The organism is Burkholderia sp. Ac-20384, from assembly GCF_017104605.1.
In the GTDB taxonomy this organism is placed as follows: domain Bacteria; phylum Pseudomonadota; class Gammaproteobacteria; order Burkholderiales; family Burkholderiaceae; genus Burkholderia; species Burkholderia lata.
Window position 1 is genome coordinate 1 of the sequence record NZ_JAAGPE010000172.1, and the last position, 21,862, is coordinate 21,862.

22 protein-coding genes are annotated in these 21,862 nt (G+C 67.9%); 7 read left to right on the forward strand and 15 right to left on the reverse strand.

Translation table 11 applies throughout. The annotated features are described in order from the left end of the window. Positions 1-194: 194 nt before the first annotated feature. From ruvB to G3O00_RS26480, 8 genes are all read right to left on the reverse strand, one after another. The gene (gene ruvB / locus G3O00_RS26445; RefSeq protein WP_011350963.1) at positions 195-1,265 is read right to left on the reverse strand and encodes a Holliday junction branch migration DNA helicase RuvB; all 1,071 of its coding nucleotides are present in this window, start codon (positions 1,263-1,265) and stop codon (positions 195-197) included. Positions 1,266-1,395: 130 nt separating this feature from the next. Next, positions 1,396-1,977 carry a Holliday junction branch migration protein RuvA gene (gene ruvA / locus G3O00_RS26450; RefSeq protein WP_174934244.1) on the reverse strand — a complete coding sequence of 194 codons (582 nt, stop codon included), beginning with the start codon at positions 1,975-1,977 and terminating at the stop codon, positions 1,396-1,398. A gap of 156 nt (positions 1,978-2,133) precedes the next feature. After that, positions 2,134-2,676: a crossover junction endodeoxyribonuclease RuvC gene (gene ruvC, locus G3O00_RS26455; RefSeq protein WP_011350965.1), complete on the reverse strand. Its 543-nt coding sequence runs from the start codon at positions 2,674-2,676 to the stop codon at positions 2,134-2,136. 151 nt (positions 2,677-2,827) lie between these two features. Next, the gene (gene purH / locus G3O00_RS26460) at positions 2,828-4,393 is read right to left on the reverse strand and encodes a bifunctional phosphoribosylaminoimidazolecarboxamide formyltransferase/IMP cyclohydrolase (RefSeq protein WP_206144788.1); all 1,566 of its coding nucleotides are present in this window, start codon (positions 4,391-4,393) and stop codon (positions 2,828-2,830) included. 44 nt (positions 4,394-4,437) lie between these two features. Further along, on the reverse strand, positions 4,438-4,671 hold the full coding sequence (locus tag G3O00_RS26465; RefSeq protein WP_006476892.1) for a Fis family transcriptional regulator: 234 nt from the start codon (positions 4,669-4,671) through the stop codon (positions 4,438-4,440). Continuing rightward, a complete protein-coding gene (dusB, locus tag G3O00_RS26470; protein ID WP_011350967.1) occupies positions 4,668-5,735 on the reverse strand; it encodes a tRNA dihydrouridine synthase DusB in 1,068 nt (355 codons plus the stop codon). Before dusB ends, G3O00_RS26465 begins: the two co-directional genes overlap by 4 nt. Before the next feature lie 124 nt (positions 5,736-5,859). Continuing rightward, a complete protein-coding gene (locus G3O00_RS26475) occupies positions 5,860-7,047 on the reverse strand; it encodes a UbiH/UbiF/VisC/COQ6 family ubiquinone biosynthesis hydroxylase (RefSeq protein ID WP_206144789.1) in 1,188 nt (395 codons plus the stop codon). 40 nt (positions 7,048-7,087) lie between these two features. Then, on the reverse strand, positions 7,088-8,473 hold the full coding sequence (locus G3O00_RS26480) for an aminopeptidase P N-terminal domain-containing protein (RefSeq protein ID WP_206144790.1): 1,386 nt from the start codon (positions 8,471-8,473) through the stop codon (positions 7,088-7,090). Positions 8,474-8,660: 187 nt separating this feature from the next. On the opposite strand from G3O00_RS26480, the gene G3O00_RS26485 reads away from it, so the two are divergent. Beyond that, positions 8,661-9,272, forward strand: a complete 612-nt coding sequence (locus G3O00_RS26485) for a glutathione S-transferase N-terminal domain-containing protein (RefSeq protein WP_041493009.1) — start codon at positions 8,661-8,663, stop codon at positions 9,270-9,272. Between the two features lie 127 nt (positions 9,273-9,399). Here the strand turns inward: G3O00_RS26485 and G3O00_RS26490 are convergent, their stop codons facing one another. The 3 genes from G3O00_RS26490 to G3O00_RS26500 form a co-directional block, all read right to left on the reverse strand. Then, positions 9,400-11,019 carry an FMN-binding glutamate synthase family protein gene (locus G3O00_RS26490; protein ID WP_011350971.1) on the reverse strand — a complete coding sequence of 540 codons (1,620 nt, stop codon included), beginning with the start codon at positions 11,017-11,019 and terminating at the stop codon, positions 9,400-9,402. Between the two features lie 400 nt (positions 11,020-11,419). Further along, positions 11,420-12,583, reverse strand: a complete 1,164-nt coding sequence (gene mnmA / locus G3O00_RS26495; protein WP_174934253.1) for a tRNA 2-thiouridine(34) synthase MnmA — start codon at positions 12,581-12,583, stop codon at positions 11,420-11,422. Further along, positions 12,580-13,089, reverse strand: coding sequence for an NUDIX hydrolase (locus G3O00_RS26500; RefSeq protein WP_041492741.1), 510 nt, complete (start codon positions 13,087-13,089; stop codon positions 12,580-12,582). Before G3O00_RS26500 ends, mnmA begins: the two co-directional genes overlap by 4 nt. A gap of 277 nt (positions 13,090-13,366) precedes the next feature. Here G3O00_RS26500 and G3O00_RS26505 point away from each other — a divergent pair, with 277 nt between their 5' ends. Genes G3O00_RS26505 through G3O00_RS26515 form a run of 3 tightly spaced genes read left to right on the forward strand, consistent with a single transcriptional unit; the run spans position 13,367 to position 16,302 of the window. Continuing rightward, positions 13,367-14,506 (forward strand): Re/Si-specific NAD(P)(+) transhydrogenase subunit alpha, encoded by a 1,140-nt coding sequence (locus tag G3O00_RS26505; protein WP_206144791.1) that lies wholly within the window; start codon positions 13,367-13,369, stop codon positions 14,504-14,506. A gap of 18 nt (positions 14,507-14,524) precedes the next feature. Then, the gene (locus G3O00_RS26510; RefSeq protein ID WP_011350975.1) at positions 14,525-14,851 is read left to right on the forward strand and encodes an NAD(P) transhydrogenase subunit alpha; all 327 of its coding nucleotides are present in this window, start codon (positions 14,525-14,527) and stop codon (positions 14,849-14,851) included. Then, positions 14,848-16,302 carry an NAD(P)(+) transhydrogenase (Re/Si-specific) subunit beta gene (locus G3O00_RS26515; RefSeq protein WP_206144792.1) on the forward strand — a complete coding sequence of 485 codons (1,455 nt, stop codon included), beginning with the start codon at positions 14,848-14,850 and terminating at the stop codon, positions 16,300-16,302. Before G3O00_RS26510 ends, G3O00_RS26515 begins: the two co-directional genes overlap by 4 nt. Before the next feature lie 80 nt (positions 16,303-16,382). On the opposite strand, the gene G3O00_RS26520 is transcribed toward G3O00_RS26515, so the two are convergent. Further along, positions 16,383-17,303 carry a LysR family transcriptional regulator gene (locus G3O00_RS26520; RefSeq protein WP_206144793.1) on the reverse strand — a complete coding sequence of 307 codons (921 nt, stop codon included), beginning with the start codon at positions 17,301-17,303 and terminating at the stop codon, positions 16,383-16,385. A gap of 80 nt (positions 17,304-17,383) precedes the next feature. On the opposite strand from G3O00_RS26520, the gene G3O00_RS26525 reads away from it, so the two are divergent. Continuing rightward, positions 17,384-18,307, forward strand: coding sequence for a carbon-nitrogen hydrolase family protein (locus G3O00_RS26525; protein ID WP_046544957.1), 924 nt, complete (start codon positions 17,384-17,386; stop codon positions 18,305-18,307). Between the two features lie 79 nt (positions 18,308-18,386). On the opposite strand, the gene G3O00_RS26530 is transcribed toward G3O00_RS26525, so the two are convergent. After that, a complete protein-coding gene (locus G3O00_RS26530; protein ID WP_011350979.1) occupies positions 18,387-19,073 on the reverse strand; it encodes a YafY family protein in 687 nt (228 codons plus the stop codon). Between the two features lie 73 nt (positions 19,074-19,146). Next, positions 19,147-19,557 (reverse strand): glyoxalase, encoded by a 411-nt coding sequence (locus G3O00_RS26535; RefSeq protein WP_011350980.1) that lies wholly within the window; start codon positions 19,555-19,557, stop codon positions 19,147-19,149. Between the two features lie 173 nt (positions 19,558-19,730). Here G3O00_RS26535 and G3O00_RS26540 point away from each other — a divergent pair, with 173 nt between their 5' ends. Together G3O00_RS26540 and G3O00_RS26545 are read left to right on the forward strand one after the other, a co-directional pair. Continuing rightward, positions 19,731-20,063: a winged helix-turn-helix domain-containing protein gene (locus tag G3O00_RS26540; RefSeq protein WP_011350981.1), complete on the forward strand. Its 333-nt coding sequence runs from the start codon at positions 19,731-19,733 to the stop codon at positions 20,061-20,063. Then, positions 20,056-20,520 (forward strand): SRPBCC family protein, encoded by a 465-nt coding sequence (locus G3O00_RS26545; RefSeq protein ID WP_174934262.1) that lies wholly within the window; start codon positions 20,056-20,058, stop codon positions 20,518-20,520. Before G3O00_RS26540 ends, G3O00_RS26545 begins: the two co-directional genes overlap by 8 nt. A gap of 96 nt (positions 20,521-20,616) precedes the next feature. Here G3O00_RS26545 and G3O00_RS26550 read toward each other — a convergent pair. Next, on the reverse strand, positions 20,617-21,862 hold a 1,246-nt coding region (locus tag G3O00_RS26550; protein ID WP_206144794.1), incomplete at its 5' end, for a class I SAM-dependent RNA methyltransferase.

Consider the following 21,862-nt stretch of genomic DNA (forward strand, 5'->3'; position numbering starts at 1 on the left):
GCACGCGGTGCTGCAACTGTCGCCGGTCGCGGCGATCGATACGGATTCGACCGGCAGCGCGTATCTCGAGGCGCTGCTGATGGATCCGGCCTATCAACTGAAATGATTCGAACGACGATGAAGCGGGCCCGGTGCGGGTGCGGCGGGGTGGGAGCTGGGCGGCGTCGTCATGGCGGGGCGGCTCGGGCGGCGGGTTACTTCCCGTCGGGGGTATCCCACTCGCCGCGTTCGGTGCGGCCGGTGTCGGGCACGGAAAGCCCGAAGTGGCGATAGGTGAGCAGCGTCGCGACGCGCCCGCGCGGCGTGCGCTGCAGGAAGCCCTGCTGGATCAGGTACGGCTCGAGTACGTCCTCGATCGTGTCGCGCTCTTCGCCGATCGCTGCCGCGAGGTTGTCGATGCCGACGGGGCCGCCGTCGAACTTGTACAGGATCGCTTCGAGCAGCTTGCGGTCCATCAGGTCGAAGCCGACCGGATCGACGTCGAGCATCGCGAGTGCGGCATCGGCGACGGCCGCGGTGATCTGGCCGTCGGCCTTCACTTCCGCGAAGTCGCGCACGCGGCGCAGCAGCCGGTTTGCGATCCGCGGCGTGCCGCGCGAACGCTTCGCGATTTCGAGCGCGCCGTTCGGATCGATCTGCGCGTTCAGCAGCGACGCCGAGCGCCGCACGATGCGCGACAGTTGCTCGGCATCGTAGAACTCGAGGCGCGCGACGATTCCGAAGCGATCGCGCAACGGGTTGGTCAGCATCCCGGCGCGAGTGGTGGCGCCGACCAGCGTGAACGGCTGCAGGTCGAGCTTCACGCTGCGCGCGGCCGGGCCTTCGCCGATCATGATGTCGATCTGGTAATCCTCGAGTGCCGGATACAGGATTTCCTCGACGACCGGCGACAGCCGGTGGATCTCGTCGATGAACAGCACGTCGTTCGCTTCGAGGTTCGTCAGCAGCGCGGCGAGATCGCCCGCGCGCTCGAGCACGGGGCCCGACGTCTGGCGCAGGTTCACGCCCATCTCCCGCGCGATGATGTGCGCGAGCGTCGTCTTGCCGAGGCCCGGCGGCCCGAACAGCAGCACGTGGTCGAGCGGCTCGGAGCGGCGCTTGGCGGCTTCGATGAAGATCTCGAGCTGGCCGCGCACCTTTTCCTGGCCGACGTAGTCGTCGAGCTGGCGCGGCCGCAGCGCACGTTCGAACACCTCCTCGTGCGACGAGGCGGGCGTGGCGGCGATGATCCGCTGCTCGGTGGCGAGTTTGTCGGTTTCAATCATGCGGCCATTGTACCGCGCGCAGCTATCCCGCCCACCTGGCCGAACGGCCGACTGGCGAGCGCTGCGCGGCCGCGCGACACTGGCTTCAACGCACCGGCCGGCGGTGAGTCATGCGGGCATCGTGCGTGTGTCAGACCTTCGACAGCGCCTTCAGTGCGAGCTTGATGCCTTCGGATACGCCGGTGCCGGCCGGCACGTTCTTGATCGCGGCGAGGCCTTCCTTTTCGGAATAGCCGAGCGCGAGCAGCGCGTTGAGGATATCGGTCGCGTGGTCGGACGGCGATGCGGCGCCGGCGAGTGCGCCGAGATCGGCGCCGAGCTTGCCCTTCAGTTCGAGCAGCAGGCGTTCGGCCGTCTTCTTGCCGATGCCGGGCAGGCGCGTGAGGCGCGCGGCGTCCTGCATCGTCACGGCTTGCGCGAGCTCCTGCACGCTCATGCCGGACAGCACGGCGAGCGCCATGCGTGCGCCGATGCCGGTGATCTTCAGCAGCTCGCGGAAGGTCGTGCGCTCCTGCGGCGTCAGGAAGCCGTACAGCAGGTTCGCGTCCTCGCGGACGATCTGCTGCGTGAGCAGCACGACGCGCTCGCCGTTTTGCGGCAGGTTGTAGAAGGTGCTCATCGGCACGTCGATTTCGTAGCCGACGCCGTTGCAGTCGACGAGCAGGTGAGGCGGGTTCTTTTCGAGCAGGATGCCGGCGATGCGACCGATCATGGATGGCTTGATGCGAGGAAGAAAGCGCGAGTGTAGCGCACGTGCGGCGCTATGCCGACGGAGTCGGCCATCCGGCCGGGGCGATGCACGTCGCGTGTGCGCCGCGCGCAGGCACGGCGGCCGAGCCGGCGTGCCGCGTGAGGGCGCGCGCCGGTGTCAGCCGACCAGCCGCCCGCGCCGCACGCGCAGCCCTTTCTTCGCGAGCGCCGGCGCGAGGCCGCCGAGCGTGCTGAGCGTGTTGCCGCCGTGTGCGTGGCAGATCGCCATGCCGAGCGCATCGGCCGCGTCGGAGCCCGGTTGTCCGGAGAGATTGAGCAGGCGCGTGACCATTTCCTGCATCTGCGTCTTGGTCGCGCGGCCGTAGCCGACCACCGCCTGCTTGAGCTGCAGCGCCGTGTATTCGGCAACGGGCAGGCCGCCCGCGACGAGGCCGCAGATCGCGGCGCCGCGCGCCTGGCCGAGCAGCAGCGTCGACTGCGGGTTCACGTTGACGAACACCTTTTCGATCGCGGACTGGTCGGGGGCGTGCTCGCGCACGATGGTCGAGACGCCCTGGAAGATCGTACCGAGCCGGGTGGCCAGGTCGGCGGTCGGCGTGCGGATCACGCCGCTCGCAACATACGCGAGCCGGTGGCCGCTGACGTCGATGATGCCGAAGCCGGTGACGCGCAGGCCGGGGTCGATGCCGAGAATTCGCATGGGTAAGGAGAAAAGCCTGATGCAGCGATACTACAACGAATGGTGCGGCGTGCCGGCCGCACGGTCGCGTACGAGGGCTCCGCGCAATAAAAAACCCGGCGGGTGCGATGCCGCCGGGTTGTCGTGCAGCGGCCGCGCGGGCCGCGTGCGATCAGTGACGGAAGTGGCGCACGCCCGTCAGGATCATCGCGATGTTGTGCTCGTCGGCTGCAGCGATCACTTCGTCATCGCGCATCGAACCGCCCGGCTGGATCACGCAGGTCGCGCCCGCTGCCACGACGACGTCGAGGCCGTCGCGGAACGGGAAGAACGCGTCCGATGCCACGGCCGAACCGGCCAGCGTCAGGCCTGCGTTCTGCGCCTTGATGCTCGCGATGCGTGCGGAATCGACACGGCTCATCTGGCCTGCACCGACGCCGAGCGTCATGCCGTTGCCGCAGAACACGATCGCGTTCGACTTCACGTACTTCGCGACACGCCATGCGAACAGCAGGTCGTCCATTTCCTTCGCGGTCGGCTGGCGCTTCGTGACGACGCGCAGCTCGCTCGGCTGCACGTTCTTCGAGTCGAGCGACTGCACGAGCAGGCCGCCGCCCACGCGCTTCAGGTCGAAGGCGTTATGGCCGTCGCCGAGCGCGATTTCGAGCAGGCGCACGTTCTGCTTCGCGGCGAACACCTGCTTCGCGGCGTCGGAGAACGACGGTGCGATCAGCACTTCGACGAACTGCTTCGCAACGGCCTGGGCCGCCGCTTCGTCGACTTCGCGGTTGAACGCGATGATGCCGCCGAATGCCGACGTCGGGTCCGTCTGGAACGCCTTCGCGTATGCGTCGGTCGAATCGTTGCCGACTGCGACGCCGCACGGGTTCGCATGCTTGATGATCACGCAGGCCGGTGCGTCGAACGTCTTCACGCATTCCCACGCGGCGTCCGAATCGGCGATGTTGTTGTACGACAGTTCCTTGCCCTGCAGCTGGCGGTAGTTCGCCAGCGCGCCGGCCGGCGTCGCGAGGTCGCGGTAGAACGCGGCGCTCTGGTGCGGGTTCTCGCCGTAGCGCAGGTCCTGCACCTTGTCGAACGCCAGGTTCAGCGTCGCCGGGTACGCGCTGCGCGATGCGTGCTTCAGCTCGTCGGTCAGGCTCGTCAGGTAGTTCGTGATCGCGCCGTCGTATTGCGCGGTGTGCGCGAACACCTTCGTCGCGAGGCGGAAGTTGGTCGCGTAGCCGACCGCATTGCCGTTCGCCTTCATTTCATCGAGCACGACCGCGTAATCGGCCGGATCGACAACAACCGTCACGTCGCGGTGGTTCTTCGCGGCCGACCGCAGCATCGTCGGGCCGCCGATGTCGATGTTCTCGATCGCGTCGGCGAGCGTGCAGTCGTCCTTCGCGATCGTCGCGACGAACGGGTACAGGTTCACGACCAGCAGGTCGATCGTCGGGATGCCGTGCTGTTCCAGCGCCTGCATGTGCTCGGGCAGGTCGCGGCGGGCCAGGATGCCGCCATGCACCTTCGGGTGGAGCGTCTTCACGCGCCCATCGAGCATTTCCGGGAAGCCCGTGTAATCAGCCACTTCGGTCACGGGCAGGCCCGCGTCGGCGAGCAGTTTCGCGGTGCCGCCCGTCGACAGCAGCTTGACGCCGAGGTCGGACAGCGACTTCGCGAAGTCGACGATGCCGGTCTTGTCGGAAACGGAAATGAGCGCTTGCTTGATCATGATGGAACCACCAATAGCCAGGGAAACGGGGACGGGACGGCTGCCTACAGCAGGCCGTGCTGCTGCAGCTTCTTGCGCAGCGTATTGCGATTGATGCCGAGGTACTCCGCGGCGAGCGACTGGTTGCCGCCTGCCTGTACGAGCACGACCTCGAGCATCGGCTTTTCGACGCAGGACATCACCATTTCATAGACGTCGTGCGGATTGGAGCCGTCTAGATCCCGGAAATACACGTCCAGGCTCTCGCGGACACATTGTTCGATGTTGTGCTTGCTCATGCTGCTAACTGGTTATGGTCGTCCGACTCGCCCTGGCCGTTTTCCTCTTCGTCATCGACGTAGACGAGGTGGTCCGACAGCGCCTTTTGCGCCTCGAAGAATGCATTGACGGCGGCGAGCTGCTCGCGGGAGGAATCGAGCGTGTTCATCCTGTGCCGGAACCCGTTGGCACCGGAAAGGCCGCGAGTGTACCAGCCGATGTGCTTGCGCGCAGTACGGACTCCCGTGAATTCACCATAGAAAGCGTAGTGGTCTTCCAGGTGTTCGTTCATCACGTGCTGGATCTCGTCGATCAGCGGCGGGGGAAGCAGCTCGCCGGTTTGCAGGAAATGATCGATTTCGCGGAACAGCCATGGCCGACCTTGCGCGGCACGACCGATCATCAGCGCATCGGCGCCGGTGGCGTCGAGTACGGCCTTCGCCTTCGCGGGCGACGTGATGTCGCCGTTCGCGACCACCGGGATCCGTACGGCCGCCTTCACGGCCGCGATGGTGTCGTATTCGGCGTCGCCGCGGTACAGGTCGGCGCGCGTGCGGCCGTGCACGGTGAGCATCGAGATGCCGGCGGCTTCGGCGAGGCGCGCGACCGTGATCGCGTTCTTGTGCTCGCGATCCCAGCCCGTGCGGATCTTCAGCGTGACGGGCACCGCATCGGGCCCCGTGCCGACCGCCGCGACGACGGCCTCGACGATGCGCTGCACGAGCGGTTCGTTCTGCAGCAGCGCGGAGCCGGCCGCGACGTTGCAGACCTTTTTCGCCGGGCAGCCCATGTTGATGTCGATGATCTGCGCGCCGTTGTCGACGTTGTAGCGGGCCGCTTCGGCCATCATCGCCGGATCGGCGCCGGCGATCTGGACCGCAATCGGCTCGACCTCGCCTTCGTGGTTCGCACGCCGCATCGTCTTCGCGCTTTTCCACAGCTGCGCGTTGGACGCGACCATCTCGGACACGGCGTAACCGGCCCCGAGCCGCTTGCAGAGCTGGCGGAACGGACGATCCGTCACGCCGGCCATCGGGGCGACGAACAGGTTGTTACGCAATACGTGAGGGCCGATAACGGGCATCGCAATGGCACCGCCCGCGGCGGGCGCGGGCAGGGAAAGGGCAGACGGAAACGCGCATTTTACCGTATTCCCATGCCCCGCCGATTTGACCCGGTTTGAGTGGCGCGACTGTGCGCGCCGCGCGTCAGTTGCGCTGGCCGAACATCATCTGGCGCGCGATCACTTTCTTGAGCGGCGGCACGAACTCGAGCGCGGTGAGCGCGGCGCCGCGCAGCAGCGGGAGCGGGCCCGTGTCGATCGTGAACAGGCGCGCCAGCGTGTCGGTCGCGCCGATCGTGAAGCGCCGGTCGAGTGCGCGGCGCGCGTTGAAGGAGGCGAGCGCGGTTGCTTCGAAGCCTTGCGCGGACAGCGTATCGACGAGCGTATGCGCATCGCGCAGCCCGAGGTTGAGCCCCTGGCCCGCGACGGGGTGCAGGGTTTGCGCGGCATTGCCGACGATCGCGACGCGGCCGTTGACGAGCGTCTGAGCGGCGTTCAGGCCGAGCGGGAACGACGCGCGGCCAGCGATCGCGACGAAGTCGCCCATGCGTTCGCCGAACGCGTTGCCGAGCTCGCGCAGGAACGCGTCGTCGGGCAGCGCGGCGCGGCGCGCCGCTTCGTCGGGCGTGCAGCACCAGACGAGCGCGTACTCGGCCTGGCGCGGCCCGCCGAGCGGCAGCAGCGCGAGCGGGCCTTCGTGCGTGAAGCGTTCCCACGCGACGTTCGGGCGCGGCGCCGATACGGTGACCGTGCCGACGAGCGCGGTTTGTCCGTAGTCGCGGCGATGTTTGCCGGCGTCGGCTTGCTGTTCGTGGAACAGCCCGCCTTCGGCATTGATGACGACGCGTGCGCGCAGCGTGCGCTCGCCTTGCGGGCCGTCGAGCGTCAGCGTCACGCCGTCGGCGTCCTGCTGCGGCACGCGCGCGGTGGTCGACGTGAGCCAGTCGACACGCGTGCCGCGCACGGCGCCCGCGAGCGCCTGCATGAGCGAGCCGTAGCGCACGACATAGCCGAGCGCGGCGACGTCGTGCTCGTCGCGGTCGATCAGCGTGCGGCCGAAATGGCCGCGCTGCGAGACGTGGATATGTTCGATCGGCGTCGCGTCGGCGGGCCACGCGAGCGTGTCGAGCAGCACGCGGCTGCCGTGCGACACCGCGATCGCGCGCGGATCGTTCGCGCTCGCGGCCGGTTCGCGTGCATCGATCAACGCGATCGATGCATGCTGCGTGGCACTGCGGCGCGCGAGCCAGCCAGCGAGCGCGAGCCCGACGGGGCCCGCGCCGACGATGGCGAGGTCGTAGTCCGGCGTGGCCGGAGAGGAAGCGGTCGTCATCTTGATTCGTGAAACGGTGGTAACGGTCGGCGGCAGCCGGTCATGCGCCCGCGCGCATCAGCGCTTCGATCTCGTCCGCCGCGACGGGCACGCCGCGCGTGATCAGTTCGCAGCCATGCTCGCGCACGATCGCGTCGTCCTCGATGCGGATGCCGATGTTCCAGTACTCGGGCGGCACGTCGTCGGCGGCGCGCACGTACAGGCCGGGCTCGATCGTCAGCGTCATGCCGGCTTTCAGCGTGCGCCACGGCAGCACGCCGTTGCCGTCACGCTCGGCGAGCCGTTCGCGGTAGTCGCCGCAATCGTGCACGTCCATGCCGATCCAGTGGCCGGTGCGGTGCATGTAGAAGCGCGCGTAGGCGCGCTCGGCGATCACGTCGTCGACGTTCGAGAAGCGCGATTTCGGGATGATGCCGGTGTCGAGCAGCCCCTGCGCGAGCACGCGCACGGCGGCGTCGTGCGGCGCCTCGAACGGCACGCCGGCACGGGTCGCGTCGATCGCCGCCTGCTGCGCGGCGAGCACGATGTCGTACAGCGTGCGTTGCGCGGGCGAGAAGCGCCCGTTGGCCGGGAACGTGCGCGTGATGTCCGACGCGTAGCCGTCGAGTTCGCACGCGGCGTCGATCAGGATCAGGTCGCCATCTTTCGCGGTCGCGTTGCCGGCCGGGTAGTGCAGCACGCACGCGTTCGCGCCGGCCGCGACGATCGAGCCGTACGCGGGCGACTGCGCGCCATGCTTGCGGAATACGTACAGCAGCTCGGCCTCGAGTTCGTATTCGCGGACGCCGGGGCGGCACGCCTGCATCGCGCGGCGGTGCGCGAGCGCGGAGATGTGCGCGGCGCGCATCATGATCGCGAGTTCGTGCTCGTCCTTCACGAGCCGCATGTCGTCGAGCAGCGGCGTGAGGTCGAGCATCGCGTCCGGCGCGGCGACACCCGAGCGCGCCAGCGCGCGCACCGCGTCGAGCCAGCCCGCGAGCTGGCGATCGAAGTCGGCCGATGCGCCGAACCGGTAGTGCACGGTGCCCGCGTCGGCGAGCAGGCGCGGCATCTCGGTATCGATCACGTCGACCGCGAACGCCGCGTCGAAGCCGAACGCGTCGCGCGCGGCTTCGGGCCCGTAGTGGAAGCCTTCCCAGATCTCGCGGTCGACATTCTTGCCGCGGCAGAACAGGATCGATTCCGGCGCGCCGTGCGGCGCGGCCGCGTTCAGCACGAGCACGGCATCCGGCTCGCTGAAGCCCGTCAGGTAGTGGAAGTAGCTGTCGAACCGGTACGGATAGTCCGTATCGCGGTTGCGCGGCACTTCGGGCGCGGTGGGGACGATGGCGACGCCGCCGCCGGCGGCACGCAGTGCGGCAAGCACGCGTTCACGGCGCTGGCGGTAGACGTCGACGGCGATGGCGGTATCGAGGGGCGCGTTCATTCGTGCGATTGTAGCGCCGCGGGACGCCGTGCGTGAGAGAGGGGGCGGGAAGCCGCCCTGGAAGGCCCGCGCGGCGGTTGTTGCAAACCATCCACAGGCCGTCCGGGCGATTTTCTGTCACGCGATGCTGGCCGGTTATGATCGGCGACAACGTATACTCTCGGCGGTTCCCTTAAAAAGGCAGATGATGAAATTAATCGGTTCGCTCAGCAGCCCGTACGTCCGCAAGGCGCGGATCGTGCTGGCTGAAAAGAAGATCGACTACAAGCTGGAGCTCGAGAACGTGTGGGCGCCGGAGACGGATATTCATGCATCGAATCCGCTCGGCAAGGTCCCGTGCCTCGTGATGGAGGATGGTGCCGCGGTGTTCGATTCCCGCGTGATCTGCGAATACGTCGACACGCTGTCGCCGGTCGGCAAGCTGATTCCGCCGTCGGGCCGCGAGCGCCTCGAGGTGCGCTGCTGGGAAGCGCTCGGCGACGGCGTGATCGATGCGGCAGTCGCGATTCGCATCGAACTGACGATGCGCGACGAGGCGCAGCGCAGCGCAAGCTGGATCGCGCGCCAGCAACGCAAGATCGACGACGGTCTCGTCGCGATGTCGCAGGGGCTCGGCGGCAAGACGTGGTGCGTCGGTAATCATTACACGCTCGCCGACATCGCCCTCGGCTGCGCGCTCGGCTATCTCGACTTCCGGATGCCCGAGCTCAACTGGCGCGATCGCCACCCGAACCTCGACAAGCATTTCGTGAAGCTGCAGCAGCGGTCGTCGTTCACCGATACGCTGCCGCAGAACTGAGCCGCACGCGACGCATTCAAGCATTCACGCGTTCACGCGTTCACGGATTCGGCAGACGAAAGAAAAGCGCCTTGCGGGGCGCTTTTCTTTTTGCCGGACCGCCCCGCAGCGGGGGCGATCGCCCGCATCATTCGATCGACGCGTACACGGCTTCGCCGAGCGTGAACGAATCGCTGCGCGCAATCGGCCACCACTTGTCGTACAGCGTAAAGCCGCAGGTGTTGCCGTCGAGCAGCGAGCCGGGCTTCAGGTACTTCAGCAACTGCGACATCAGCCGGACCTCGTGCGGTGCAATGCGCTGCACGATGTGATGCGCGCGCAGCTCCGACGGATGCGCGAGGCCGGCTGCCTGCACGAGCTCCTGCAGCGCGTGCAGCGTATTGCGGTGGAAGTTGTACACGCGATCGGCCTTGTCGGGCACGACGAGCGCGCGTTGGCGCACCGGGTCCTGCGTCGCGACGCCGGTCGGGCAGCGGCCCGTGTGGCAGGTCTGCGCCTGGATGCAGCCGACCGCGAACATGAAGCCGCGCGCCGAGTTCACCCAGTCCGCGCCGATCGCGAGCGTGCGCGCGACGTCGAACGCGGTGATGATCTTGCCGCTTGCGCCGAGCTTCACGCGATCGCGCACGCCGATCCCGACGAGCGTGTTGTGCACGAGCAGCAGCCCTTCCTGCAGCGGCACGCCGACGTGGTCGGTGAATTCGAGCGGCGCCGCACCGGTGCCGCCTTCCGCGCCGTCGACGACGATGAAGTCCGGCACGATGCCGGTTTCGAGCATCGCCTTCGCGATCCCGAAGAATTCCCACGGATGGCCGACGCACAGCTTGAAGCCGGTCGGCTTGCCGCCCGACAGCGTACGCAGCCGTTCGACGAATTCGAGCAGCCCGCGCGGCGTCGAGAACTCCGAGTGCGTCGCGGGCGAGATGCAGTCCTTGCCCATCGGCACGCCGCGCGTCTCGGCGATTTCCGGCGTGATCTTCGCGGCCGGCAGCACGCCGCCGTGGCCGGGCTTCGCGCCCTGCGACAGCTTCACCTCGATCATCTTGACCTGCGGATCGGCGGCCTGCTTCGCGAACTTGTCGGGGTTGAATGTGCCGTCGTCGTTGCGGCAGCCGAAGTAGCCGGACGCGATTTCCCAGATGATGTCGCCGCCGTTTTCGCGGTGGTACTTCGACAGCGAGCCTTCGCCCGTGTCGTGCGCGAACCCGCCTTTCTTCGCGCCGAGGTTCAGCGAGCGGATCGCGTTCGCGGACAGCGAGCCGAAGCTCATCGCCGAGATGTTGAAAATCGAAATGTCGTACGGTTGCGCGCGGTTCGCGCCGACGCGGACGCGGAAATCGTGGTTCGGCAGCTTCGTCGGCGCGAGCGAGTGGCTGATCCATTCGTGCGCGACGGCCTTCACGTTCAGCTCGGTGCCGTACGGGCGGTTGTCGGCGACGTTCTTCGCGCGCTGGTAGACGAGGCTGCGCTGCGCGCGCGAGAACGGCTTCTCGTCGGTGTCGTCCTCGACGAAATACTGGCGGATTTCAGGTCGGATGAATTCGAACAGGAAGCGGAAGTGGCCCCAGAGCGGGTAGTTGCGCAGGATCGCGTGGCGGTCCTGTTTCAGGTCGTACAGGCCGAGGGCGACGAGGGCGACGGGAATGATGATCCAGAACCAGGAAAGCACGTGGATCGAGGCGAGCGCGGCCGCGGCGACGAGCAGCAGGACGGCACACCACATCGCCAGATAGCGTCGTGAAAGCATGGGGACTCCTAGGGTCTATTCATGTATGGAACGCACATGCGAATGCCCGAAATCGCTCGCAGGGCAAGGAGTGAGGAGCGCCGTTTGGCCGAGCCAAACAAGAGACGAACGACGCCGCCATGCGGGCGATTTCGGGCATTCCCGTGGAATGAATTTGTAAATTTGGGGTTGCCACGAGAAGGGCCGCTCGCCGCGTTGCGCTCCTTGCGAATACGTCAGTATTCGCGGCGTCGCGCGCCTCGCGAGCGGCCCTTCTCGTGGCAACGCATGCGCGTTCCATACATGAATAGACCCTGCATCTTGAAATACCGCCATGCGTGCGCTGCGCGGCGGCGTGCCGGCCGCGGCGGAATCGTGTTCCGCCGGGGGCGGCGTGCCGCAAGTCTAAACCGAATATGTGTCAGCGTGCTTCGGCGAGCGCCCGCGCGGGGCCGCCCGCCGGCGCGGCCTGACCAGGCTGGCCGATGACTGCGGATTCGATGATCCCGCCGCCGAGGCAGATCTCGCCGTCGTACAGCACGGCCGACTGGCCGGGCGTGACGGCCCACTGCGCGTCGTCGAACGCGAGCGAGAAGCGCGCTTCGCCTGCCGGGCCGGGCGTGGCGGCGCCGAATGCGCACGCCGCGTCGGCCTGCCGGTAGCGGGTCTTCGCGCCGCATGCGAAGCCTTCGGCCGGCGGCTCGCCGGCGACCCAGCTCACGTTGCCGGCGACCAGCTCGCGCGCCAGCAGCCACGGATGATCGTGACCCTGCACGACGTACAGCGTGTTCGACGCGATGTCCTTCGCGGCGACGAACCACGGATCGCCGTTGCCGCTCTTGCTGCCGCCGAGGCCGATGCCCTTGCGCTGGCCGAACGTGTAGAACGCGAGGCCGATGTGTTCGCCGACGACCTTGCCGTCGGGCGTCTTCATCGGGCCCGGTTTCGTCGGCAGATAGCGGTTCAGGAAATCGCGGAACGGCCGTTCGCCGATGAAGCAGATGCCCGTCGAATCCTTCTTCTTCGCGTTCGGCAGCCCGATCTGCGCGGCGATCTCGCGCACCTTCGTCTTCGGGATCTCGCCGAGCGGGAACATCGTCTTCGACAGTTGCGCCTGGTTCAGCCGGTGCAGGAAGTACGACTGGTCTTTCGTATGATCGAAGGCCTTCAGCAGTTCGAAACGCCCGTCGCGCTCGCGCACGCGCGCATAGTGGCCGGTCGCGATCATTTCCGCGTCGAGCGACATCGCGTGATCGAGGAACGCCTTGAACTTGATCTCGGCGTTGCACAGCACGTCGGGGTTCGGCGTGCGGCCGGCCGAGTATTCGCGCAGGAATTCGGCGAACACGCGGTCCTTGTATTCCGCCGCGAAGTTGACCGCTTCCACGTCGATGCCGATCAGGTCGGCCACCGACACGACGTCGATCCAGTCCTGGCGCGTCGAGCAGTATTCGCCGTCGTCGTCGTCTTCCCAGTTCTTCATGAACAGGCCGACCACATCGTAGCCCTGTTCCTTCAGCAGCCACGCGGTCACCGACGAATCGACGCCGCCCGACATGCCCACTACTACACGGCGCTTGCTCATTTGTTGACCGCCTGACGTTCGAATGCTTCGGGGCGCGGCGCGACCGAATGCGTGTGCACGAAATCGAGCGGAATGCGCCGCCCGGCGAGGTAATCGTCGACGCAGCGCATCACCGCGGGCGAGCGATGGCGCTCGCCGCACGCGCGCAGTTCGTCGGCGGTCATCCACAGCGTGCGGACGATGCCGTCGTCGAGCGCATGGCCCGCGACCGGCTCGCCGGCCGTGCCGCAGAACGTGAAGCGCAGGTAGGTCGCGCCGGCGGTGCCGGGGCGGTCGTAGTGCGCGAGATAGACGCCGACGAGCGCGTCGGGCGTGAACGGGTGCGCGGTTTCCTCGAGCGTCTCTCGGATCACGGCGTCGGCCAGCGTTTCGCCGGCTTCGAGATGGCCTGCCGGCTGGTTGATGCGCAGGCCCGACGAGGTTTCTTCCTCGATCATGAGAAAGCGGCCGGCGTGCTCGACGAGCGCGGCGACCGTCACATGCGGGGTCCAGATTTCGGGTTTCATGGTTCGGCATTTTACCGGTTGCGCCCGAACGCTGCCGGTCGCTGCGCTAAACGAATCGGACCCTTTCAATTCGTCGGTCCCGCGGATACGCGGTGACACCGGCCGGGCCGGCATCGCCATCTCGCACGATCGTGCGGAGCGTGGGGGTACGGCCTTCGCTTTCGCCTAAAGTGAAAGGTGAATGCCGTCGCTCGTGAGCCGGTCGTCAGCCTGCCCGGCTCGTTGCGCAGTAGAAATCGCAGGAAACGAAAAACCGACGATGACGGAGGGACCGACGATGCATATTGGCGTGCCTGCCGAAACGCGGGCGAACGAGACGCGCGTGGCCGCGACGCCGGAAACCGTGAAGAAATACGCGGCGGCCGGGCATCGGGTCAGCATCGCGAAAGGGGCCGGCGTCGCCGCGAGTTATCCGGACGAAGCCTACGCGGCCGCCGGTGCCGAACTGACGGGCCAGTCAGCCGCTTTCGATGTCGACATCGTGCTGAAAGTGCAGGCGCCCACCGACGCCGAACTGCCGTTGCTCAAGCGCGGCGCCGTGCTGGTCGGCATGCTCGACCCGTTCAACGGCGAACAGGCGGCGCAGCTCGCCGCGGCCGGCGTGACGGCCTTCGCGCTCGAAGCCGCGCCGCGCACGACGCGTGCGCAGAGCCTCGACGTGCTGTCGTCGCAGGCGAACATCGCGGGCTACAAGGCCGTGCTGGTGGCCGCGGCGCTGTATCCGCGCTTCTTTCCGATGCTGATGACGGCCGCGGGCACCGTGAAGGCCGCGCGCGTGCTGATTCTCGGCGCGGGCGTCGCGGGCCTGCAGGCGATCGCGACCGCGAAGCGCCTCGGCGCGGTGATCGAGGCGTCCGACGTGCGGCCGGCCGTGAAGGAGCAGATCGAGTCGCTCGGCGCGAAATTCCTCGACGTCCCGTACGAAACCGACGAAGAGCGCGACGCTGCGCAGGGCGTGGGCGGCTATGCGCGCCCGATGCCGCCGTCGTGGCTCGGTCGCCAGGCCGCGCTCGTGCACGAGCGTGCGAAGCAGGCCGACATCGTGATCACCACCGCACTGATTCCCGGGCGCCCGGCGCCGACCTTGATCTCGGTCGAAACCGTGCAGTCGATGAAGCCGGGCTCGGTGCTCGTCGATCTCGCGGCCGGCCGCGGCCCGGAATTCGACGGCCGCAGGAGCGGCAACTGTCCGCTGACGGTCGCCGACCAGGTGATCGTGCATGACGGCGTGACGATCGCCGGCTACACGAATCTCGCGTCGATGGTCGCAGCGGACGCGTCGGCGCTGTACGCGCGCAACCTGCTCGACTTCATGAAGCTGATCGTCACGAAGGACGGCACGCTGAACATCGACCTGACCGACGACATCGTCGCCGCGACGCTCCTGTGCCGCGACGGCGAAGTCGCGCGCAAGTAGCCGGGAGAGGAGGCGACCATGGAAGTCATCAATCACACGGTGATCAACGTGATCATCTTCGTGCTGGCGGTGTACGTCGGCTACCACGTGGTGTGGAACGTCACGCCGGCGCTGCATACGCCGCTGATGGCCGTGACCAACGCGATCTCGGCGATCGTGATCGTCGGCGCGATGCTCGCGGCGGCGCTGACCGTCGGCGCGACCGGCAAGGTGTTCGGCACGCTCGCGGTCGCGCTCGCGGCCGTCAACGTGTTCGGCGGTTTCCTCGTGACGAGGCGCATGCTCGAGATGTTCCGCAAGAAGGCGCCCAGGCAGGCCGAGGGCGGCAAGGAGGGCGCGCGATGAGCATGAACGTCGTCACGCTGCTGTACCTCGTCGCATCGGTATGCTTCATCCAGGCGCTGAAAGGCCTGTCGAATCCGAAGAGCGCGCGGCGCGGCAACCTGTTCGGGATGGCCGGGATGGCCATCGCGATCCTCACGACGATCGCGCTGATCGTCAAGCAGGCCGAGTGGCTCGGCGCGAACCTGCCGCTCGGCATCGCGCTGGTGCTCGGCGCGCTGATCGTCGGCGGCGGCGTGGGGGCGTTCGTCGCCGCGCGCGTCGAGATGACGAAGATGCCGGAGCTCGTCGCGGCGATGCATTCGCTGATCGGCCTCGCGGCCGTGTGCATCGCGTATGCGGTGGTGTCGGAACCGGAAGCGTTCGGGCTCGTGCCGCAGGACGCGGTGTCGTCGGACTTCATCCCGTACGGCAACCGTGTCGAGCTGTTCATCGGCACGGTCGTCGGCGCGATCACGTTCTCCGGGTCGGTGATCGCGTTCGGCAAGCTGTCGGGCAAGTACCGGTTCCGGCTGTTCCAGGGCGCGCCGGTCGTGTATGCGGGCCAGCACCTGCTCAACCTGATGCTCGCGCTCGCGATGCTCGGCTTCGGCATCCTGTTCTTCGTCACGCAGTCGTGGCTGCCGTTCATCATCATGACGGCGATCGCGTTCGCGCTCGGCGTGCTGATCATCATCCCGATCGGCGGCGCGGACATGCCGGTGGTCGTGTCGATGCTGAACTCGTACTCGGGGTGGGCGGCGGCCGGCATCGGCTTCTCGCTGAACAACGCGATGCTGATCATCGCCGGTTCGCTCGTCGGCTCGTCGGGCGCGATCCTGTCGTACATCATGTGCCACGCGATGAACCGCTCGTTCTTCAACGTGATACTCGGTGGCTTCGGCGGCGAGGCGGCGGCCGGTGGCGCGGCAGGTGCGAAGGAGCAGCGGCCGGTGAAGTCGGGCTCGGCCGAAGACGCGTCGTTCATGCTCGGCAACGCGGAAACGGTCGTGATCGTTCCGGGCTACGGGCTGGCCGTGGCCCGTGCGCAGCACGCGCTGAAGGAGCTGACCGACAAGCTGGTCGAGAAGGGCATCGACGTGAAGTACGCGATCCATCCGGTCGCGGGGCGGATGCCGGGGCACATGAACGTGCTGCTCGCGGAAGCGGAAGTGCCGTACGAGATCGTGCACGAGATGGAGGACATCAACGGTGAATTCGGCCAGGTCGACGTGGTGCTCGTGCTCGGCGCGAACGATGTCGTGAACCCGGCCGCGAAGAACGATCCGGCATCGCCGATCGCGGGGATGCCGATCATCGAGGCGTACAAGGCGCGCACGGTGATCGTCAACAAGCGCTCGATGGCGGCCGGCTACGCGGGGCTCGACAACGATCTCTTCTACATGGACAAGACGATGATGGTGTTCGGCGATGCGAAGAAGGTCATCGAGGACATGGTGAAGTCGGTTGAATGACGCACGTGCCGGCGCCTGCTTCGATTCAAGGGGCAGCCTGACCGGACAGGCCCGACCGGCGCAAGCCGGCCGGGCCTTTTTCATGGCGCGACCAGATTCGCGACGCACGCGGCGATCGTGTCGCGGACGCGCACGATCGCCGGGTCGCGCTGCGTGCTCGTGCGCCAGCCGATTTCCACCGGGTAGTGCGGCAAGTCGACCGGGCAGGCGAGCGCGCGCAGCGGGGTCGATTGCGCGATCGCGCGCGCCGCGTGCGCGGGAATCGTCGCGACCGCGTCGGAGCCGGCGAGCAGGTACGGCAACGCGGCGAAATGCGTGGTCGACGCCGCGACGCGCCGCTTGTGGCCGAGCGGGGCCAGCGCCTCGTCGACGATCCCGATCACGCCGCCCGACGACACGAGCAGGTGGTCGCGCCGCAGGAAATCGGCGAGCGTCAGCGTGCGCGGCGCTCGCTCGCGGGTGGCCGGGTCGATCAGGCACGCATAGCCGCCCGTCGCGACTGCGCGCCGGCTGAGCCCGTTCGCCGAGAAGCCGCCGGATGCGATCGCGAGGTCGACGCCGTGGCGCAGCAACGCGTCGCCGGCGATGCCACTGTGCGTCTGCCGGAAGATCAGCCGGATGCCGCCGGCTTCCCGCGCGACGGCGTCGATCAGCGCGCGGCCGAGCGCGATCTCGAAGTCGTCCGACAGCCCGATCGAGATCGTGCGGCCGATGCGGTCGCCGCCGTCGGCCGCGATCGCGAGACTTTCGCGGCAGCGGTCGAGCGCGTCGGACAGGATCGGCTTCAGTTCGTCCGCGCGCGGCGTCGGCGCGAGCCCGCGGCCGGTGCGCACGAACAGCGGATCGGCATAGATCACGCGCAGCCGCGCCAGCGCCGCGCTCACCGCCGACTGCGTGAGACCGAGCCGCAGCGCCGCGCGGCTCGCGCCGCCTTCCTCGTACAGCGCCTCGAACACTTTCAGCAGGTTCAGATCGAGGCCGGCGATATCATCTGCATTCATGACACTTATCGTTCTATCGATTTGATCGATGACATCATATCGATAAAGATGGCGTTACCCCATTCACCGGAGACGCCTTCATGTCCACGTCAGTCATCGCCGCGCTGCAGATCGGCGCTTCGCCCGCCGGCACGCGCGCCACGCTCGACACGATCCTCGGCTACGAAACCGCGATCCGCGACAGCGGCGCGTCGCTCGTCGTGCTGCCCGAGGCCGTGCTCGGCGGCTATCCGAAAGGCGAGATCTTCGGCACGCGGCTCGGCTACCGGCTGCCCGAAGGCCGCGACGCGTACGCGCGCTACGCCGCGCAGGCGATCGACGTGCCGGGGCCGGAAACCGACGAGCTGGCCGCGCTGTCGCAGCGCACCGGTGCGAGCCTCGTGGTCGGCGTGATCGAGCGCGGCGGCAGCACGCTGTACTGCACGGCGCTGTTCTTCGATCCGCGCGACGGGCTCGTCGCGAAGCACCGCAAGCTGATGCCGACCGGCACCGAGCGGCTGATCTGGGGGCAGGGCGACGGCTCGACGCTGCCCGTCGTCGACACGGCCGCGGGCCGCGCGGGCGCCGCGATCTGCTGGGAGAACCACATGCCGCTGCTGCGCTGCGCGATGTATGCGAAGGGCGTGCAGATCTGGTGCGCGCCGACCGTCGACGAGCGCGACGTCTGGCAGAGCTCGATGCGGCATATCGCGCACGAAGGGCGCTGCTTCGTCGTCAGCGCGTGCCAGGTGCAGCCGTCGCCGCGCGCGCTCGGCATCGACGTGCCGGGCTGGGATCCGGAGCGGCCGCTGATCCGCGGCGGCAGCGTGATCGTCGGGCCGCTCGGCGACCTGCTGACGGAGCCGCTGATCGGCGAAGCCGGGCTCGTGACCGCGCGTATCGATACCGACGAACTCGTGCGGGCACGCTACGACTTCGACGTGGTCGGGCATTACGCGCGCCCCGACGTGTTCTCGCTGCACGTCGACGAGCGGCCGAAGCGGACGGTGGTGTTCGGCGGGTAGGGAACGATGGGCCGGGCGCCGCACGGCGGCCCGGAACATGAACGGCGGCGGCGCGCAACGCGCACGCCGTCGTGCCTCGTCAGCGCATCGGTGCTTCCGCGATCCGCATGTAGTCGGCGATCCGCCGTCCTTCCATGTCCGGAAACTGCTCGTGCACGATGATGTCGCCCATCCGCGCGATGTCGAAGGTGCGGAAATCGCCGCGCAGTTCGCACCACGCGCCGATCGTCCAGCGCCCGCCCCAGTAGACGAGCCCGAGCGGCCACACGCGGCGTTGCGAATGCGCGCCGAGCCGGTCGCGGTAGTCGAAACTGACGACGTGGTGCGTGTCGATGGCCTGGTGGATCGCGTCGACCTTCGCGCAAAACGTCTCGTCGATGTGGAACGACGGCGCGAACACCGGCAGGCGGTCGAGCGCCGTGCGTTTGTCGGCCGGCATCGCCGACGCGATCTTCGCGAGCGCCGAACGCGCGCCGCTTGCAAAGCGCGCACCGCCCCAGGTTTCGAGCATGCGTGCGCCGGTGGCGAGCGCGGCGAGCTCCTCGGCCGTAAACGTGAGCGGCGGCAGGCTCGCGTTGCGGTTCAGCCGGTAGCCGATGCCGGCTTCGCCTTCGATCGGCACCCCTGACAGTTGCAGGTCGCGCACGTCGCGATAGACCGTGCGCGGCGACACCGACAGCCAGTCGGCCAGCTGCTGCGCGGTCGTGAGACGACGCCCGCGCAACAGCTCGGCGATCTGGAACAGGCGGTCGGCACGGCGCGTCATGACGGCACCTCGATTCCAACGGCAGTGGGGACTTCGCGATGATAGCGCCGCGCGGGCCCGATGGCCGCTGCGCTCAGTGGCATTTCGGCGCGTGCAGGCCGACGCGGTTGCCTTCCGTGTCGATCAGGTAGCCGACGTAGCCGTAGTTGTTCGGCAGCTCGACGACCGAGCCCTGCACGACGCCGCCCGCGCGCTTCGCGCGTTCGAGCGCCGCGACGACCGATTCGCCGGCGTTCAGGTAGACGAGCACGCCGTTCGCGCTTGGCTTCAGCTGCTGCGGATCGAACACGATGCTGCCGCCCGTGCTCGATGCGTCGCGGTCGAACGTGGCCATCGGCACGCCGCCGATGACTGCGCGCTGCAGCGTCGTCTGCAGCACGGATTCGTAAAAGCGGATCGCCCGGTCGAAATCGAGGGACGGAATGTCGAACCACGCGATCGCGCGCTCGAGGGTGGGGGTGGCAGTGGCCGTTGCGGATGTCATGACGCGCTCCTAGTTGCGTGGTTTGTTGTTCGGGTTCGGTGCGGAAACCAGCCTTGCATTGCGCCGGGATTGCAGTGTGATCGCGGGCTGCTGACACCGTATTGTCAGTAGAGTTGTCACCCTTGACATGCAACCGTCTGGTTGCATAATACGGTCATTGACCCGGGAGTGGCATGGATCTCGTTTTCAAGGCGCTGGCCGATGCCACGCGCCGCCAGTTGCTTGATTTGCTGCACGCGAAAAGCGGGCAGACCCTGTCCGAGCTGTGCGACGGGCTTGCGATGAGCCGGCAGGCCGTGAGCAAGCATCTCGCGCTGCTCGAGGCCGCGAATCTCGTCGCGACGACGTGGCGCGGCAGGGAGAAGCTGCATTACCTGAATCCGGTGCCGATCCACGACATCGCGGAACGCTGGATCGGCAAGTTCGAGCGTCAGCGCCTGCAGGCGCTGGCGGATCTCAAGCGCGGGCTGGAAGCGGCCGGCGATCCTGGAGACAACGATGAGTAATCCCGCCTTTGTGTACGTGACGTTCATCGCATCGACGCCCGAGCGCGTGTTCGATGCGCTCACCAATGCCGAGCTGACGAAGGACTACTGGGTGCGGCACCGCAACGCGTCGCCCGACTGGCGGCCGGGCTCGCGCTGGGAACATCAGGACTACGACGATCCGTCACGGGTCGACATCGTCGGCGAAGTGGTCGAGAACGATCCGCCACGCAAGCTGGTCGTCACGTGGCGCACGCCGTCGGGGGAGGGTGAGGAGTCGCGCGTGACCTATCTCGTCGAGCCGCACGAGGGCGTCGTGAAACTGACCGTCATGCACGACGGGCTGGTGCCGGGCTCGGAGATGGATCGCGGGATTCGCGGTGGCTGGCCGGTCGTGCTGTCGAGCCTCAAGACGCTGCTCGAAACGGGGCAGGCGCTGCCGTTCACGATGGGGCGCTGGGAGTGCTCGAAGCACTGAAACGAAACGCCGCCGTTGCCGCGGGTGCGGTAACGGCGGCGTTCCGGTTGCCGGGCAGGGGGCGCACCAGCGGCCCCATCGCGACCATGACGCAGGTTACGCGTCGCCTTCCGGCGTGGCCGGGCGCGCCTTCACGCTGCCGGCGATCAGGTCGAAGCGGAACAGCCGGCATTCGAGCGCGCCGTTGAACAGCGGCGTCTTTGCCGATTCGCGCAGCCGCAGCTGGCCCGGCAGCGATCGGTCGGACGTCAGCAGGAACGCCTGCCAGCCCGTGAAGCGCTGCTTCAGCGCATCGCCGAGCGCGTTGAAGAACTCGCTGTCCGGTGCGTCGGTGTGGGTGCGGCGGAATGCATCGTCGTTGCCGCGGTTGCGGCCCGTCTCGCGCACCTCGCCGCGCGCGCTGCGGCCACGCACTTCGATCCGCTCGCCGTACGGCGGGTTCGCGAGGATGATGCCCGGGCCGTCGCACGGCGGCGTCATCCCGCGTGCGTCGACCTGCTTGAGCCATACCGACGGCACGCCTGCGCGGTCGAGGTTCGCGCGCGCCTTCTCGAGCATGTCGCCGGAGATGTCGCTGCCGTACACGCCGAGTGCGTCGCCGCGTTTGCCGCGCGCCGCGCGCTTCGCGTCCAAAGCCGGGACCTTCAGCCCCTGCCACGCGGTGATGTCGTATTGCTTGAGTTTCTCGAAGCCGAACCGGCGCTCGACACCGGGCGCCACGCCGAGCGCGATCTGCGCGGCTTCCGCGAGGAACGTGCCGCTGCCGCACATCGGGTCGTACAGTGCCGTGCCGGGCGTCCAGCCCGTCAGGCGCAGGATGCCGGCCGCGAGGTTCTCGCGCAGCGGCGCCGCGCCCTTGTCGAGACGCCAGCCGCGCTTGAACAGCGGCTCGCCCGACGTGTCGAGGTACAGCGTGCATTCGCCCGCCGTCAGGAACGCGAACACGCGCACGTCCGGCGCACCGGTGTCGATGCTTGGGCGCGCGCCGGTCTTGTCGCGCATCCGGTCGCAGATCGCGTCCTTCACGCGCAACGTCGCGAATTCGAGGCTCTTCAGCGGCGACTTGATCGCGGTGATGTCGACGCGCAGCGTCTGCGTCGCCGCGAACCAGCGCTCCCACGGCTGCTCGAGCGCGAGCGCGTAGACGTCCTGCTCGTTGCGGTACGCGCGGTGCGCGATCTTCAGCAGGACCCGGCTCGCGATCCGCGAATGGAGGTTCGCGGCCATGCCGGCGGCCCAGCCGCCGCTGAAGTGGACGCCGCCCGGCACCTGCGCGCCCGCGGTGAACGGCGCGCCGTTCAGGTGGCGGCCGGCGATTTCGGCCAGCTCGGCGGCAAGCGCC